At 70.6% G+C, this 17,044-nt stretch carries 12 protein-coding genes; 7 read left to right on the top strand and 5 right to left on the bottom strand.

Translation table 11 applies throughout. The features are described 5' to 3' along the window. Positions 1–177: 177 nt before the first annotated feature. Positions 178–546 carry a hypothetical protein gene (locus WMF20_RS40050; protein ID WP_129579213.1) on the top strand — a complete coding sequence of 123 codons (369 nt, stop codon included), beginning with the start codon at positions 178–180 and terminating at the stop codon, positions 544–546. Positions 547–660: 114 nt separating this feature from the next. Further along, positions 661–1,047 carry a hypothetical protein gene (locus WMF20_RS40045; protein WP_129579212.1) on the top strand — a complete coding sequence of 129 codons (387 nt, stop codon included), beginning with the start codon at positions 661–663 and terminating at the stop codon, positions 1,045–1,047. A 177-nt stretch (positions 1,048–1,224) separates the two neighbouring features. Here WMF20_RS40045 and WMF20_RS40040 read toward each other — a convergent pair whose 3' ends face one another. Next, positions 1,225–1,929 (bottom strand): hypothetical protein, encoded by a 705-nt coding sequence (locus WMF20_RS40040; protein ID WP_129579211.1) that lies wholly within the window; start codon positions 1,927–1,929, stop codon positions 1,225–1,227. A 470-nt stretch (positions 1,930–2,399) separates the two neighbouring features. Between WMF20_RS40040 and glgC the strand changes: the two genes are divergently transcribed. The 5 genes from glgC to WMF20_RS40015 all read left to right on the top strand — a co-directional run bounded on the left by glgC (position 2,400) and on the right by WMF20_RS40015 (position 7,405). Beyond that, a complete protein-coding gene (gene glgC / locus WMF20_RS40035; RefSeq protein ID WP_061621780.1) occupies positions 2,400–3,668 on the top strand; it encodes a glucose-1-phosphate adenylyltransferase in 1,269 nt (422 codons plus the stop codon). A gap of 236 nt (positions 3,669–3,904) precedes the next feature. Further along, positions 3,905–4,600: a metallophosphoesterase gene (locus tag WMF20_RS40030; protein ID WP_437607001.1), complete on the top strand. Its 696-nt coding sequence runs from the start codon at positions 3,905–3,907 to the stop codon at positions 4,598–4,600. A 122-nt stretch (positions 4,601–4,722) separates the two neighbouring features. After that, the gene (locus WMF20_RS40025; protein WP_437607000.1) at positions 4,723–5,676 is read left to right on the top strand and encodes a 50S ribosomal protein L11 methyltransferase; all 954 of its coding nucleotides are present in this window, start codon (positions 4,723–4,725) and stop codon (positions 5,674–5,676) included. After that, on the top strand, positions 5,673–6,431 hold the full coding sequence (locus tag WMF20_RS40020; protein WP_437606999.1) for an RsmE family RNA methyltransferase: 759 nt from the start codon (positions 5,673–5,675) through the stop codon (positions 6,429–6,431). Before WMF20_RS40025 ends, WMF20_RS40020 begins: the two co-directional genes overlap by 4 nt. After that, positions 6,428–7,405 (top strand): hypothetical protein, encoded by a 978-nt coding sequence (locus tag WMF20_RS40015; RefSeq protein ID WP_437606998.1) that lies wholly within the window; start codon positions 6,428–6,430, stop codon positions 7,403–7,405. Before WMF20_RS40020 ends, WMF20_RS40015 begins: the two co-directional genes overlap by 4 nt. 60 nt (positions 7,406–7,465) lie before the next feature. Here the strand turns inward: WMF20_RS40015 and WMF20_RS40010 are convergent, their stop codons facing one another. The 4 genes from WMF20_RS40010 to WMF20_RS39995 all read right to left on the bottom strand — a co-directional run bounded on the left by WMF20_RS40010 (position 7,466) and on the right by WMF20_RS39995 (position 16,851). After that, positions 7,466–8,338 (bottom strand): RHS repeat domain-containing protein, encoded by an 873-nt coding sequence (locus WMF20_RS40010; RefSeq protein WP_437606997.1) that lies wholly within the window; start codon positions 8,336–8,338, stop codon positions 7,466–7,468. Between the two features lie 99 nt (positions 8,339–8,437). Further along, the gene (locus WMF20_RS40005) at positions 8,438–8,773 is read right to left on the bottom strand and encodes a DUF7668 domain-containing protein (RefSeq protein WP_437606996.1); all 336 of its coding nucleotides are present in this window, start codon (positions 8,771–8,773) and stop codon (positions 8,438–8,440) included. A gap of 15 nt (positions 8,774–8,788) precedes the next feature. After that, positions 8,789–15,526, bottom strand: coding sequence for an RHS repeat-associated core domain-containing protein (locus tag WMF20_RS40000; protein ID WP_437606995.1), 6,738 nt, complete (start codon positions 15,524–15,526; stop codon positions 8,789–8,791). A gap of 446 nt (positions 15,527–15,972) precedes the next feature. Then, on the bottom strand, positions 15,973–16,851 hold the full coding sequence (locus WMF20_RS39995) for a hypothetical protein (protein WP_437606994.1): 879 nt from the start codon (positions 16,849–16,851) through the stop codon (positions 15,973–15,975). Between the last annotated feature and the right edge of the window lie 193 nt (positions 16,852–17,044).

Below are 17,044 nucleotides of genomic sequence, written 5' to 3'. Positions count from 1 at the left end.
CGGTAGCTTCCCTGATCTGGCCGCGGGTTGCCGCCTGAAATCGCCGCCGGGAGCGACTTCTCCGGCGGGGACGCCCCGGCGTCGGCTTCCGATCGGCGCTCCCCCGCTCCATAGCGTGGAAGGAAGGCCGTGCGGGTGCGGTCTGCGGACCGTTCCGGGCGCGGACGAGGTGGAGTCATGACGACCGATCGGAGCGCCGTCGAGTACGGCACCCTCATCACCGGAGACGAGAGCGTCGCGATGGGCGACGCGGCGGTCCAGACGACGGATGAGAGCGTCCGCACGACCGCCGAGACCGTGGTCACGCCCGTGGTGGCGCTGGACCTGGCGGCCGAGATCCTGACTGGCGCGCTGGGGCCGCTGATCGACGCGGACTACGTGCAGGGCAAGACGCAGTTCCGCGACGTGCTCTGCGACCGCATCGACATCTCGCAGCTCGAGGCGGAGGAGCTGGTCGACGACATGGAGCGGTCCGGGCGGATCCGCTTCATCGGCGCGGAGGAGGGCCGGGGGTGGCACGTGCATCAGGGGGTCGGCGCGCGCTGAGCGCCGAGGCGCCGCGCCCCGGGCGGCCGCGTCCCGGGCGGCCGCGCGCCGTGGTGTCCGATGAAACAATTCCCTTGCCGGCGTAGTCAAGACATGGCCTACGTTGAGGCGCCTATGGAGGACGGTACGAAGCCGCGCAGAGCCGTGGTGCCGAGCGCTCCGCCCATTCCGCTCGTGATCGTGGCCGGCTGTCCTGCCGAGTTCGTCGCCGTGTGCAGGGAGGTGGGGGCGCAGCTCGGGGTCGCGGTGCGCGAGTGCGATCTTCGCTCGCTCCGGCCGACGATCGCGGCCTCGCAGCCCTACGCGGTCATCGTGACGGAGGATCTGTACCGGTTCGAGCCGGCGTCGTTCGACGCGATCATCCGCCAGGCGCCGGCCTCGCTGGTGCGCATCGATTCCCGGGAAGCGCACGACGATGCGATGCGGCGGCTCCTCATCGACGCCATCTTCGAGTCCGCGGCGGCCGAGCCGGGCAGCGGGATCCGGGCGATCCTCACCTGAGGCCTCACCTGAGGCGCCGGCCGATCGGGGAGGCCGCGTCGGGGGCGGCGAGAGAGGAAGTCGCCAAAACGGAGAGGGCGCCAAGCGAGGAGAGACAGAGAAGATCGCTCGTCTCGCTCCGCTCGTGGCGCCCTTTCCGGTCCAGAGGCCCTCGCGCGAGCCGTCGACGTGTGGCCGTCAAGGCCTGCGCTTCATGCCGGGGAGGGTGGCCTTCTCGGTCGGGGGCTCGAGGTACTCGATCTGCTCGGCCGACATGATGCCGTACTTCGGGTTGGCCGCGGCGCCGCCGGTCGACTTCGTGAACGTCACGCCGTAGGTGCCGGTGACCTTCACCTTCGCGCCGACGGCCGGGATCGGGTTCGGCAGATCCTGGCCCCAGAACTCGTCGGTGAGCTTCGCCTCGTTCTCCTTGCCGCGCGGAGCCCGGTCGATCGCCTCGATCAGGCTGTAGATCTGCGCGAAGTTCGAGGCCCAGCCCATCACCTCGATCACGTCCTTCGTCTCGCCCTTCTCGTCGGCGATCGCGAAGCTCGGGACCGGCGCCTTGCAGTCCGGCGGGTCGGCCTTGCCCGTCTTGTGGACGGCGCAGGGCGGGGCCTCCGCGAGGTTCGTCTTGACGATGTAGCCGACGATCGAGAGCTTCTTGCCGTTCACGTCCTCGAAGTGGACGCGGCTCCGGAGGTCGTGCGTGACGCCCCACACCGTGTAGGCGTCGCCCTGCTTCTTGTTCTTCGCGGGGAGCGTCGGCACCGCGGGCAGGCTCGGCTTCTGGCCGCTGAATGCGGGCTTGGCCTGGTAGGGCTGCTCGTCCGTTCCGCACCCTGAAGTGCCCGCGACGAGGAGGATAGCGGCGGCGAGGGTTCGACCGAATCGGGCGTTCATGGCATCTCCAAGGTCAACGTGACGGGGGCATCCGGCAGGAAAGATCCAGCGCTGGAGTAGCCTCCGGACGGCGGTGCGCCGCGTGCGGATCAGGCGCCTCTCGCGTGCGCGCGCGGCGGCGGAAACGGCTAACACGGCCGCGAGCGGATCGTAAAGAGAAACGGAAACGTCCCCCTCTCTTCATCGGGCGGCGACGCGGCGGCGCGCCGCGGCGGAGGCCGACGCTCCCCCCGCCGGAGCGGCCGATCGCGGGCCGGCGAGGGAGCGCGCGGGGCGCCGCCGACGCGCGCGGGCTGGCCGCAGCGCAGGCCGCGCGGGGGAGGGCAGCCGGCTCGCTCGTTACGCACGTGGGCGCGCTCGTTACGCGGGCCTTCGCGGCGTTCTCCCGGCCCTCGGGTGTCCGTGAAACCGCGGAGGGCGCGTTTCCGCTCTTCGCGCTGGCAACATCGATCGAGTACCCTCTCCGTCCCATGCGCGAGACGACCCTGCGCGCCGCTTTCGAAGCGTCGAAGGTTTTGGTGATGATCCTCGCTGGCGGCGAAGGCCGCCGGCTCGGCCCCCTGACGCACGACCGGGCGAAGCCGGCCGTGCCGTTCGGCGGCCGCTACCGGATCATCGACATCGTCCTCTCGAACTTCGTCAACTCCGGCCTGCACCGAATCAAGATCCTCACGCAGTACAAGAGCGCGTCGCTAGACGAGCACATCGCCCGAGCTTGGCGCCTGTCGCCGATGCTCGACAGCTTCATCGAGACCGTCCCGGCGCAGCAGCGCACGGGCAAGAGCTGGTTCAAGGGATCGGCCGACGCCGTCTACCAGACGCAGCACGTCATCACCGACGAGTCGCCCGAGCACCTCTGCATCTTCGGCGGCGACCACGTCTACAAGATGGACGTGCGCCAGATGCTGCACGATCACCTCGCGCGCGGCGCCGACGTGACCGTGGCCGCCATCCCGGTGTCCAAGGAGGAGGCCCGCGCCTTCGGCGTCATCGAGTGCGACGAGGCGGGGCGCATCATCGCCTTCCACGAGAAGGTGCAGGATCCGCCGAGCATGCCGGGCAGGCCGGGCATGTGCCTCGCCTCGATGGGCAACTACATCTTCAAGACTCCGGCGCTGCTCGACGTCCTCGAGCAGGACGCCGCGACCGAGGACAGCGCGCACGACTTCGGCCGCGACATCATCCCGCGGATGGTGAAGAGCGGCAGCCGCGTCTATGTCTACGATTTCCACGAGAACCGCGTCCCCGGCGAGGACGAGGGCGCGGGGTACTGGCGCGACATCGGGACGATCGACGCCTACTGGGCGGCCCAGATGGATCTCGTCAGCATCCAGCCGGCGTTCAACTTCTACAACCCGCGCTGGCCCATCCGGACGGGCATCAGCCACGATCCGCCCGCCAAGTTCGTCTTCCGCGACGAGGCGAACGCGCGCGTCGGCATCGCGACGGACAGCCTCGTCTCGCTCGGGTGCATCATCTCCGGCGGCCGGATCCACCGGAGCGTGCTCTCGAACCGGGTCCGCGTGAACTCCTTCAGCCACATCGAGGAGTGCGTGCTGTTCGAGGACGTCAAGATCGGGCGCCACGTCAAGCTGCGTCGCTGCATCATCGACAAGGACGTCGAGATCCCCGCCGGCGCCGAGATCGGCTTCAACCTCGAGGAGGACCGCAAGAAGTGGTTCGTCAGCGAGGGCGGGATCGTCGTCATCCCGAAGCGCGCGAAGATCGACTCTCCGTAACGCTCCTGACCGGCGCGCCGCGCCGGCGCCCGGCGCCGATCCTGGGCCCGCCCGCCCGCCCGGCCGCGGCGGTGGAGGCCGGCGACACCGTCGTAGCTATCCGAAATTCAAGGAAAATGTGGCTCGTGACCCCCGGCGGCGGCGGGCGCTGCCGCTGGGAGGGCGCCGCCGAGCTCGGGGGGTTCCGGGGCCTGGAGGCCCCCTGAGCCGGGCGTCCCTGCTACGTTGGGTGTGCGATGCCGCGCACGATCATCATTGGTGACGTCCACGGCTGCCGGGATGAGCTGGCGCGGCTGATCGAGCACGTCGGCTTCGCGTCGGGCGATCGGGTGGTCATGGTCGGCGATCTGATCGTGCGCGGCCCGGATCCGTGCGGAACGCTCGATCTGCTCCGGGAGATCGGCGCGATCTCGGTGCGGGGCAACCACGAGGATCGGCTGCTCCGGTGGCGCGCCGGGCGCAGCGATCCGCGCGGCGAGCCGCTGGGGGAGCTCTCGAAGGAGACCGCGCAGCAGCTGCGCAAGCGCGACTGGGCGTGGCTCGAGACGCTGCCGTACTGGCTGGATCTGCCGGAGCACGGGCTCCGCGTCGTCCACGCGGGGCTGATCCCCGGGCTGCCGATCGAGCGGCAGGATCCGCACACGCTGATGTACGTGCGCTGCCTCGGCCGCTACGGCGAGCCGGTCGAGCGCCGCGGGGGCAAGACGCTGTGGGGCCAGACCTACCAGGGCCCGCCGCACGTGGTGTTCGGCCACAACGCGCGCAGCGATCCGCAGATGCACGCGTGGGCGACCGGGATCGACACGGGCGCCGTCTACGGGGGGCGCCTCACCGCGATGGTGCTCCACGACGGCGAGCGCGTGCCGCCGCCGGCGTTGCGCGGCGAGGTGCTCGTCTCGGTCCCCGCGCGTCGCCGCTACGTGGGCCGCTAAAAATGCTCCGTGTCCTCCAGGGCTTCCGCACGATCGGCGGCCCCGCCGCGCGGGATTTTCGTTAGGCTCGCGGCGCGCCGCCGCCGCTCTTCAGGCTGGCGGCCCGTCACGGAGCAAGCCAGGTGGAGCCTCGATACCCGTTCGTTGCAGTCGATGTCCCCGAGCCGGAGGCCGACGAGATCGCCGCCGCGCTCTTCGAGCTGGGCGCCTCGGGCGTCGAGCAGCGCGACGAGCAGACGCTCGTGCGCGGCGCGCGCTCGGGCCAGGTGACGCTCGTCGCGAGCTTCGAGGATCACGGCGAGGCGGAGGCGGCGATCGCGGCGCTCGGGGAGCTAGAGCCGCCGCTCGCCGCGCGGCTGGAGGAGGTGGTGGGCGACGCCTGGCGCGACGCGTGGAAGGAGCACTTCGCGCCGTTCGCGCTGACGCCCACGATCACGGTGGTGCCGCCGTGGGTGGAGCGCGCGCCGGAGCGCGAGGGCGAGCGGCTGCTCCTGCTCGAGCCGGGGAGGGCGTTCGGCACGGGCCTGCACGCGACGACCGGGCTCGTGGCGGAGCTGCTCGACGAGCACGCGGCCGAGCTCCGCGGCCGCGAGATCCTCGACGTGGGCACGGGCAGCGGGATCCTCGCGCTCGTCGCGCTGCTGCTCGGGGCGGAGCGGGCGGTCGCGATCGACAACGACGACGACGTGATCGAGGTGGTCCTCGAGAACGCGGCGCGCAACGGCCTCGAGGGCCGTATCGAGGCGAGCGCCGGCGTGGTCGAGCAGGTGATGCGGCAGTTCCCGTGGGTGGTCGCGAACATCGAGGCGCGGGTGCTCCGGCCGATGGCGCCCGAGCTCGCGCGCGTGCTCGCGCCGGGCGGCTGGCTGATCCTGTCGGGCATCCTCGAGAGCGAGCGGGACGATCTCGTGGCGCGGTACACCTCGCTGCCCGGCCCGCTCGCGCACGTCGCGACGCGGCCGGATCCCGCGTCGGGGCGGGGCGAGCGCGCGGCGGGGCGGGGCGACGCGGGCGGCGAGGGCTGGGTGGCGCTCCTGTTCCGCGCGCCGGGCGGCGCGGCGCCCGCGTCGGGATGAGCGGCCAGGGACTGCTGCGGGTGCCGCTCGGGTCGATCGCGGCGGGCGTGATCGCGCTGCCGCCGGACGCGGCGAGCTACGTCGTGCGCGTGCACCGCCTCCGCGAGGGGGACCGGTTCGTCGTGTTCGATCCGGAGCTCGGGGTCGAGGCGGACGCCACGCTCGAGTCGATCGGCCGGAAGAGCGCGGAGGCGCGCATCGACGCGCCCCGGCCGGCGGCGCTGCGGCCGGGCCGGCGGGTGACGTGGATCCAGGCGGTCGGCAAGGGCGACAAGATGGACGCGGTGGTGCGCGACGCGACCGAGCTCGGGGCGACCCGGATCATCCCGGCGATCTCGGCGCGCAGCGTGGCGCGCCCGGGCGAGGACAGGAGCCAGCGGTGGCGCCGCATCGCGGTCGAGGCGGCGCGCCAGTGCGGCCGCGGGGACGCGCCGCGCGTCGACGCGCCGATGAGCCTCGCGGCGGCGCTCGAGGCGGCGGGGGCGTCGCGGCCCGGCGAGGGCGGCGCGCTGGGGATGGTGCTGGATCCCTACGCGGAGACGCCGCTCGGCGCGCGGCTCGGCGCGCTGTCGCCGGGGGTGGAGGCGGCGTTCGCGGTCGGTCCGGAGGGCGGGTTCACGCCGGAGGAGCTCGGCGTGTGCGCGGCGCTCGGGTTCGAGCGCGTGCGCCTCGGCGCGCTGACGCTGCGCACCGAGACGGTGTGCGCGGCGGCGCTCGGGGCGCTGATCGCGGTGAGCGACGCGCGCGGGGGGTGATGGGCCGGCCCGCCGCGAGCGGCGCGCTGGCCGGCGTCGGCCTGCGCGTCATGGGGACCTCTTCTGGCTCGGCCGCGCGGTGGATCGCGCGGCTCGCCGCCGCGCTCGCGGTCGCCCCCTGCGCGTGCAACGGCGCGGCGGACGCGTCGAGGAGCGGGCGCGCGCCGCCGCAGGACGGCGCCGCGCTCGCCCCCGCGGAGCGAGGCCCGGCGCCGCCGCCGATCCCGACGGCCGCCGCGGCGCCCGCGAGCGCGCCGCCCGAGCAGGCGCCGTGGCCTCGAGCGCGCCCGCCGCGGGTCGAGACGGACTGGTGCATCGACGGCGTCGACGCGCTCGACGAGGAGACCTGCTACGTGCTGCCCGACGCGCCGACGCGCGCGCTGCTCATCTACCTCCACGGGATCGTCCCGCCGGGGAAGGAGAGCCAGCAGAAGACCAACTTCGAGACGGTCGTGTCGCGCGCCGCCCGGCGCGCGGGCGTCGCGGCCTTGATGCCGCGCGGCAAGGTCGGCCTCGCGCCGAAGGGGTACGCGAGCTGGTGGGGCTGGCCGACCGGCGGGCCGGCGTACGACGAGCACGCCGCCGCATTCGTGGCGACGTTCGCGGAGAAGCGGCGCACGCTCGAGGAGATCGCCGGCGTCGCGTTCTCGCGGGTGTACGTCGCCGGCTCGTCGTCGGGCGCGTTCTTCGCCGCGGCGCTCGCGCTGCGCGGCGGGATCGACGCCGACGGCTTCGGCGCGATGTCCGGCGGCGGAGGCCGGGCGACGCCCGAGCTCGCGACGCTCGCGCCCAGGCCGTTCTACATCGGCTTCGGCGCTCACGATTCGGTGGGCCGCTCGGCCCGCGCCCTCGCCGAGGTCCTGCGCGGCGCGGGATGGCCCGTGCGCGTCGCCGAGCACCCGGTCGGGCACGGCGCCAAGGAGGTCTACCTGGACGAGGCGTTCGCCTTCTGGCGCGAGCACGAGGCGCGGTAGGCGAGCGCCAGCGCGCGGGGAGGCGCTCGGGGGACGAGCGACCAGCTGAGGATCGAACTGTCACAGACCGGCCTCATGGCCCACGACCCGATCGGCAGAGCGGATCACGACTGGAGCGGTCCAGAATCCCCGCTCGGACCCCGTACCTGCCCTTCCACCACGCGGAGCGCAGCCCGTCTCGGCAGCCACGATGTTCATATCGGCGTCGGAGCGCGCCTCGTGCTCCGAGGACGGGACGACAATCAGCTTGAGTCCGATCGGCGACAGGTCGAGCACTTCCCAACGGAACTCCGCGCCGGCCGGCAGCGGTGAGCGAGCCCCGGCCTCCGGAAGCGCTTCTTGAAAGCCGCCCGGGTCGACGTACGCGAGAGGGTTGTTTAGCACGTAGCTGTACGGATTCCAGCTCTGCCCGAAGAACGGGAGGGAAATGATCGGGTCTGTGGTCAAGAACCGCCCGATGCTGGGATCGTAGAGCCTGCCCTTCATGTTCACGAGCCCGAGCTCGTCGTCGCTCTCGTGCCCGGTGAACCCCTGCGTCGTCTTGCTGGCGAACGACGCCGGCGCGGGCTGTCCCCACACGGGGTTTCTGCGCTGCCCGAACGGGTCGTAGCTCCGCCGTTCGATCACGTCGCCGTCCTCGTCGGTGAGCGCGTCGACCGAGCCGAGGTGATCGACATGCACGTAAGGGGTGCCGCCGTCCGAGCCTCCGCGGGTCACGATCGCCACCACGCGCTCCGGCGAGTGGACGTGGTACCGATGCTCCACGGTGCCCGATGCCGCCTTGGTGACCCGCTCGTACAGATCGCCGAAGTAGAGCGCCTCTCTTTCCGGCGTGGTCTTGTGGATCCGCTGCTGGTTGCCGTCGTAGCCGAACGTGATGGTGCTCGCGCCGTGCGTGCTCGTCGCTTCGCGGAGTCGGCCTGCGTCGTCCATGTCGGTCAGGCCAGTAGGGGAAGCGCGTGGCGCTGTCGGGCGGGTCGGTGCTCCTTCGGCGCGCACGTTGCCGAACGTACTGAAGTGCGTCGCCGAACGTCACAGGACGTGAAGATCATCGACGTGCAGAATCCACCTATCCGCTTGCTTAGTCGCGGTGAGCGACAGCGTAAGATCGCTGCGGCCTTCTTCCTTCGTCCACAGCGGCACATCGACGGCCACCGTGTTCGGAGCGTCAACTTGAGGGTATTCATCCACCAAATCCCATGCTCCATCAGGCAGGAGGAGCAACGTTCTTCCATATTGCTCTACAGCGGTGCGCAGCTCCTCGGCGGACAACCTCCCCGTACGCCCGTCCGCTGCTATTTCAGCGTAGCGTCCGGCGCTGAGGTCGGCAATCAATCGACTGATCTCATTCCTCAATTCGTTATTCATGGCGTCACCGGGTTCCTAGCGGCTACCAGGGATCCTCGTCGGCGTCGTTGGTGTAACGCCGATCGACTGGAAGTAGTTGTCTGCTTGCTCGATGAGTGCGCGCGCTTCGCTCGGGGACTGCCCTGCGCGTCTGAGCGCCTTATATCCGATGCGGCGCTCCGCCCCGTAGGTCCCGCCGCCAGGCTGGCGCTGAACCTGTGTTGCAGCGTAATGTGACGTTCCGACGCGCGTAGATGGTCCTGGAAGCTCAACGGCGGGCGCTGCGCTGCGGCTGTATCCAGGCAGTTCTCGGACGGCGGCGTCCTGAATCACGTGATGTGCGTCCTTAACGCCGGCAGCCCTCAAACCTCCATAGGTGCCCACCCTCGCAGCTCCCACGGCTGCAGACTCCTCTGCCAGCGTCCCCAGCCCTCTTCCCGCGCCGAAGACGGTGGCGGCTGCGAGGAGCACCGTCTTCGTCCCCGCCTCGCCCGCTGCCCGGTAATCGCCCCGGTCGATGGCGAGGGCCGTATCCGCGCCGCCCCGCCCGATCTGGTAGAGCGGGTTCACCGCGTTCAGCGCGCCGAGGAGCCCGCCCTCTTCGTACCCCGCCCACGCCGCGCTGCTGAGCTCGTAGCCGCTGTAGATCCCGAGCGTGAGCGCGCTCAGCGCCAGCGACCGCACGACCCCTGCCGCCAGCTCGACCGTCCCCTCCGCGGCGCCGAGCAAGCTCTGGCCAACCACGGCGTCGGCGCCCGTGTGCTCCGGCACCGCGATCACCGGCTGCGGCACGTACCCGGACGCGCTTCCGGTCGTGCTGACGTCGATCGGCGGCATGGCGCCGCCCGTATCGGCAGCCACGGTGTTTGTATCGGCGTCGGAGCGCGCCGCGTGCTGCGGGACGGGGCGGATGATCAGCTTGAGCCCGATCGGCGGCAGGTCGAGCACTTCCAAACTGAACTCCGCGCCGGCGGGCAGCGGTGAGCGGGCTCCGGCCTCCGGGAGCGCTTCCTGAAAGCCGCCCGGGTCGACGAACGCGAGCGGGTTGTTTAATACGTAGCTGTACGGATTCCAGCTCTGCCCGAAGGACGGGATCGAAACGATCGGGTCCGTGGTCAAGAACCGCCCGATGCTGGGATCGTAGAGCCGGCCCTTCATGTTCACGAGCCCGAGCTCGTCGTCGCTCTCGTGCCCGGTGAACCCCTGCGTCGTCTCGCTGGAGAACGACGCCGGCGCGGGCTCTCCCCACACGGGGTTTCTGCGCTGCCCGAACGGGTCGTAGCTCCGCCGCTCGATCACGTCGCCGTCCTCGTCGGTGAGCGCGTCGACCGAGCCCAGGCGATCGACATGCACGTAACGGGTGCCGCCGTCCGCGCCTCCCCGCGTCACGATCGCCACAACGCGCTCCGGCGAGTGGACGTGGTACCGATGCTCCACGGTGCCCGATGCCCGATCGGTGACCCGCTCGTACAGATCGCCGAAGTAGAGCGTCTCTTTTTCCGGCGTGGTCTTGCGGATCCGCTGCTGGTCGCCGTCGTAGCCGAACGTGATGGTGCTCGCGCCCTGCGTGATGCGCTCCGGCAGGTCGAACGGCGTATAGTGCACCGTCGTGCCGCCCGACCGCGCGATCTGGTTTCCGACAGCGTCATAACCAAAGTTGCTGCCTGTGCCCGCATCGGTAACGGCATGCGGGTGCAACGGATCGTCGTAGGCGAGCGTGCCGACGTCGGACTTGAAGATGAGGTTGCCGTTTGGGTGGTAGTCGTAGCGGAGCGCGCAAGGCGCCGACGCTCTCTCAACCTCGCTGAAGTACGCGCAGGTCAGCCGGTGGAGCGCGTCGTACCTGAAGCGCTCCGTCGTGTTCCGGGGCTGAAGCGCATCGGTGCGGCGCGTGAGATTCAGCAGATCGTCGAACCCATAGTCGAGGTCCTGCACCTCACCCGCGCCGCTCTGCGTCGCCACGTGCCTCAGGCGCTGCTTGTCGGCGAAATAGCTCCGCTCCGTGATGACGCCGTTGCCGAACACCTCCTCCTGGAAGCGCCCCGCGTCGTCCACGTCCGTCAAGCGCCAGTAAGCGGAGCCCGTTCCGCGGTCGCGCACGGCGATCACATGGCCATGCGTGTCGTGGTCGTAGGCCACGACGAACGGCGCCGCGCCGGCCGGCGCCGGATACGTGACCGCCTCGACGCGGCCGAGCTCGTCGTAGCCCAGCCTGGCCCCCAGGGGAGCGCGCTCGCCGTCGATGCGGAGCGAGATCGTGTCGAGCTGGCCGCGGTCGGTGTACCCGTACGTCTTCTCCGCGCCGGGGCTCGCGAGCGCGTGAAGCTTTCCGATCCCGTGCGCCGCGGTGTCCCAGGTCCACGTGGTCGTCACGCGCTCGGCGCCGTCCCGGTCCACGCGCGTGCGCGGTCGCCCGAGCGCGTCGTACGCCCACGTGGTTTCTCGCCCGAGCGCATCGGTCGACGAAACCAGCTCGCCGAAGCCGTCATGGATCGAGACCGTCGTGCCCCGATCGGGGTCGTCGAGCTGCCGGACGCGGCCGAACGCGTCGCGCGTCGTGCGCGTCACCGCATCGCCTGGATCGGTGACCGTGTGCAGCATGCCGAACGGGCCGTAACTGTAGCGGGTGCTCCCGTCGGCTGCGTCGGTGATGGACTCGGTTCGCCCCAGCGGATCCTGCTCGGTCACGGTCACGTGATCGAGCGGGTCGGTGACGCGCACGCGCGAGCCGTCGTACTCGGTCGTCGTGACCGCGTTCCACGGCGTCGTATGCCGCACCTCGCGGCCTACCGCGTCGTACTCATAGCGATGGTACAGCCTCTCGCGCTCGGGGGTATCTTCGCGGACCGGCACCGAGCGCCGCGCGATGTGCTCTCCGAGCGCGTCGTAGCCAATCTCTTGCAGGATGCGCTTCGCATCGCTCGCCCCCTGCGCCGGTTCCGGCTCGGGCCCGTACCACCACCACCGGATCGGGCGGCCGAGGCCATCGAGCTCGACCGTATCGTCGGCGCCGCCGGTCGTGGTGCTTCGCTGCCTCACCCGCCACGCGTCCTGCGCCGGGCCGCCGTCCTTGGTGCGGGAGAGCGCGACCGTCGTCGTCGTGCCGTCCGGGCGCGTCTCGACGCCGAGGCGCCCGAAGCCGTCGTGCGCCCACGTCGTCACGAGCTGATTCGGATCGACCCGCTCGAGGAGCACGCCGAGCGCGCCGTCGTACTCCACGAGCGTGGTGTGCCCGGCCGCGTTCACGTACTTCTCGGGGAACATGCCCTCCTCGTCGAAGTCCGTGCTGGATGTCCGCTGGTGCCCGAAGGCGTCCTTCGCCGTGACGCCGGTGATGTTCCCGAAGTCGTCGCGCGCATAGGCGATCGTCAGCTTCGTGTCCGGCAGGCCGTCGTCGCTCTCGGTGGACTCGGTCTCGACCTCGCCGTAGATCGTGGTCGTTCGCGTGACGTTCCGGCACTGCGACATCGCCGCCGCGGCGCTGCACTCCTTCTGCGTCTCGAGCTGGCCGAGGACCCAGCGCTTGGTGTCGTTCTTGAACGTCCGCGCGACCTTGAACGTCAGGTCGACGCCGCTCGTCGAGACCTCCTCGGCGCGCACATTGCCGAACGTGTCGAAGTCCGTCACCGTCGACACCGAGTCGCGCAGCAGCGTCGCGCCGTCGCCTCCGGCCTCGACTTCCCGCACGTACGCCTCGATCGTCGGCGTCGCGCCGTTCGGGGGTGGATAGATCCCTTGCGCTCGCCTCACCCGGCGCTCGGTCGGCAGCGTGAAATATGTCGCGCCGTCGTTCGTCGGAACGAGCGTCCGCATCACGTCGACGAACGAGAGCTCGATCTGCTCCGGCCTCGGCTGGCTCGGCAGCCCCGGAGCCCAGCGCCATGTCCGCTGGACGCTCCCCGCGAAAGGAAAGACCTGGAGCTCGTCGTCGAAGGTGACGTGATCGTACGCGTCGAGCGTCGCGGCGCCCGTATCCAGGTCGGTGACGATCCGCTCGCCGAAGCCGAGAAATCCCCGGCCCAGCCGGTGGTAGCGCCCGTCGCGGTAGCTGACCTTGAAGCGCCGCGGTCGGTCCGCCCCGTTGTTGAGGGCGTACGCGCTGACCACCCGCCGAGGCCCGACCACACAGCGCCGCGGGTAGCCGCAGTCGTCCGCAGCGCCGGAACGCGCGACGTACAGCGCGCTCTCCCGCGCCGGGTCCTCCGCCCTGTCGCCCGTCGCCACCGACGCGTCGGTCAGATGCCCGTACGAGATGCTCACGTTGGGCACGAAGCCCGGCTCGGTCGGGTCGTGCGCGTTCATCCCGTCGGAGACCGCGACCAGGAGATCTTGATCGGCCGAGAGGTTCTGGAAGACGTTGAACACGCCGCCGAGCGGCAGGATCACGTCCTGCGCGCCGTCGCCGTCGACGTCGCCGGTGCGCGGCCCGCGCGGATCGGCCAGGGTAACGGCATCACCGAGGCTGGCCTCGAACGGCAGCCCCGGGTCGACCAGCCTGAAGGGCGGCCCCGCGCGGTCGCCCGTCGCGAGCAGGACGGCCCACGACGGGAGCGCGTCGGAGCCGCCCAGCAGCATGCCTGGTGGAACCGGCATGAGGAGATCCTGCCGCCCGTCGCCGTTGACGTCGAGCGGCACGGCGAACCGGAAGAACGCGTCCTGATCGGGAAGACCGAACAGATCGCCAAAGCTGAACGCGTCGACGGTCCGGAACGGCGAGGCCACGAAGGTCGGCCCCGTGTTGAAGTAGGTATAGAGCTGGTGATCACCCGGGCCGGATTCGACGGCATCGGGCAGCCCATCGCCGTTCACGTCGAGAAAGACGACGCGGCCCCCGGGCCACACGACAGGCAGCTCGGTGTCGATCACCTCCCAGCGTCCCTCGCCCCGGCGCATGATCGCGTCGTAGCTCGATCCGAGGAGGACCGTCCCGTCACCGAACCGCCGCAGGGACGGCACGATGAGATCGATCTTGCCATCGGCGTCGATGTCGAGCGGTTGGAGCTCCGTATCGCAAGGATAGCCGGTGAGCAGCTCGATCGTTTCGCCCGCGGGGTCGAAGCCCGCGGGCGTCGCGCCGCGCGCAGGTCGCCAGGGGTGGACGGCCCACACGGCAGCGAGCGGGAGCGGCGCCTGTCCCAGGCGGTCGTGGTCCTCGCACTGGATCAGATCCGGCACGCCATCGCCGTCCAGATCGGCCAGGTGCATCGACGCGCCGGGGCTGCTCAGGCTCGGCGGCGCGGGCGTGACCCCGAGCGGGAAGGGCCTGCGGATGCCCGTGTCATGGAGCGCGAAGCTCCAGTCCGGTCGGGACAGGAGCACATGCCACGTGACCTCGGTGCCGTAGACGTCATGGAGCAGCACGTCTGCCCGCCCATCGTCGTCGTAGTCCAGGACCGTCCCGAGCTCGGGCTGAAGAAGGGCGGGATCGGAGGGCCCCATCGGATCGGCGACCGTGGGCCACTCTTCGAGAAAGGCGAGCTCCGCCCGTGCGAGAAAGGACGGCGAGACGCGGGGCCCGACGTTTCGCGCCACCCGCCATGCGGTGATCGGATTCCTCGGTGTGCTGAGACCCGCGACCATGTCCGGGATCACGAGGTCGTCGAGCCCGTCGGCGTCGATGTCGAACACCATCGGGCTCGCCCTCTCGGAGACCGGCTTGTCGATCTCCGTCGTCACCCGCTTGAATCCGGGCTTCGCGTGGCTGTACTGAAAACGTGTGGGAGGCTTGCAGACCCTGTCGCTCGCGCACTCTTCGACCTGGGTCAGGAGCGTGCGGCTCGTCGTCGGGCTAAGCTCATAGCGGAATCCGTAGCTCCGGACCAGCGCGTCGCCGGGACCGAGCATCTGGATCTCCTCCAGGCGAAGCGAGCGCTGGAGCGCCATGCCGCCCGAGTAGCCGGTGCGAATGGCGGCCGGGTCCTTGGTCCCATACACGAAGCGTACCGCCCGCGAAGGCTCGAGCGACGGCGTTCCCTCGAAAGCCGTGTAGCGGATCTCGTCCACCGCGTACTCCGCGGCATGCCCGTCCTCCGCCTCGGCGAGGCAATACGCGTAGTTCATGGCGTTGCCGCGGCCGTCGTGGGCCTTGTTCGCGAGCCAGGCGCGCGGGACGCCTCCCCGGGCAAGCGGCTTGCTGCCCTCGGTGCGCCCGTACTCGACGACGCGGCCGGTGGGCAGATGGGCCTCGAAGAAGAGCGCCTCAGCGGGCGCACCGCCTTCCGGGCCGTAGTGCCCGACCACCTTGACGAAGGTATCCGGGAACGTCCGGTACTCGATGGTTCCAGGTCCCTCTCCTACGGGGACGAGGCGCTGGCCGTCGAGGCAGAGCGCGTCGTCGCCGTCGTACCGCACGCCGCGGATCTCCCCATCCTGCGCGAGGCTCTTCGGACATCGCGTGATCGCGGACAGCCCGGCGATGGCGAAGCCGGCGCCGAGCACGCCGTCGCCGCCGTCGCTGCGATAGACGAGCTCGATCCGAGGACCCATGCCCGCGCGCGAGGGCGGGGAGGCCAGCTCCACGGTGTACACGGCCTCCCCGGTGCTCGTGATGGAGAACGTCCCCGGGATGGTGCCGGCGGCGACGGTCTCGACCGCCGGCGCGGGGCGAGCCGCGGCAGGGCTGCGTGCGCTCTGGGTCCGGCAGGCGACGAGGCCCGGCGGCTCCAGGGGCGGGTCGCCGGAGATGCACTGGCACCCCGCCTGCGCGAGCATGCAAGCGAGAAACATCACGAGCGGGGTGAGGGTCCGCAGCACATACAGCGGAACGAGCACCATTGCAGCCTCCGTCGCACCGAGGAGGCCATGGCGCCGCGACCCGAGTCAAGCGCTGATCATGAGCCGGTACCCCTTCCCTATGCCGAGCGCTAGGCATTCATCAGGGTGTCTGTGCTCGGTTGACGTCCATGCGGCAACAGGCCTTGCGCTGTGTCGAAAACGCTTTCGTCTGTCCGCGCTGCACGCTGGCTCCGCCCGCCCCTGTGCCCAGGAAGGGCCGCCCGGGGCCGCTATGTGGCTGAGGCGCGTCGCCGCGAGCGCCGAGGCAGGCGAGGAACTGCGCGTTGGGTTCGTGATGCTCGCCGCACGGAGTCGCTCCGTTCATCTTCGCCCGGTGTTGGATGGCCGAAGGCCGGGCGCGAGAGCGAGCTGACCAGGAGAGGCGGTGCGGTTCCAGCAAGTAGGCGGCGGCGCGTAGCGGGCGCGCCGACACCATGTCGCGCCGCCTACTCGCAAGGATGGCAGCTGGGCCCCCCGCAGTCCCAGCCTTTCTCGGGCCCGTTCCAGATGCCGTCGCCGCACCTCGGCGCCTGGCACACGCCGGCCAGGCAGACGGAGCTCCAGCAGTCGGCGCCGGATTGACAGCCGGCCCCATCGCCGCACAGCGTTTCGCAGGCGACCACGCCGCAGTCGACGTCGGTTTCCTTCCCGTTCTTGACGCCGTCGTCGCAGCGCGCTCCGGAACATGTCTTGCCAGGGCTACATACGCCTTCAGCGCAATCCGCCCCGGAGCTGCACCGGCTTCCGACGGGGCATAGATCGCAATCGCCACCGCAGTCGATAGCCGTCTCCCCACGATCCATGTCTACGGCGCCGTTGACGCACCACGGCGGGACACACTTCCCTCCGGGCGAGCACGACAGCGCCGTGTCCTCGCAGTCGGCCGTCGTGATGCACTCGATCTTGTGAAAGCCGTCGCAGAACCCGATCCCGTCGGGTGAAGGGCCTCTCGGTGTGCCAGGGAAGAACGGTACATCGCTGCGGCACGAGTCCACGGTGCAGGGATTGCCGTCGTCGGGCAGGTCCGCCGGGTCTGACGTCTCGCCGTTCGAGCCGTCGGCGAGGCAGGTGTATCTGATGCAATCGCCGCGCAGATCGCCCGTGAGCTTGTTGGCGATGACGAACCCACAGGTGCCGCTCTCGCACGCTGTCTTCTTGCAGAAATCGTAAGGGTATGCGACGCAGCATTCCTCCGTGGTGCTGCACGCCTCTCCTTGCTCGCGGCACTCCTCCGCCGGCGTCGGGGAGTAGGGGGTGCCCGAAGAGCACGTGAACGCGCTGCCGACAGCGGCAACGGCCAGGATCGCGGCGTAGATTTTTCTCACGGCGTAACCTCGCTCGCTACGGGTCTTGTCCTGTGTCGGTTTCGCAGTGGCAGGGGCCGCCGCAGTCGATCGAGCTTTCGCTGCCGTTCTCCACGCCATCATCGCACGATGGCGCGGCACACTTGCCGCGACGACAAACTCCGCTCGTGCAGTCGACGTGCGCTGCGCACCCTTGCCCGGCCGGGCACCGATC

The organism is Sorangium sp. So ce834 (genome assembly GCF_051521425.1).
GTDB lineage: Bacteria > Myxococcota_A > Polyangia > Polyangiales > Polyangiaceae > Sorangium > Sorangium cellulosum_D.
Note: the sequence above shows the minus strand (reverse complement) of the source record. Positions and strands in the feature narration are given on the sequence as shown.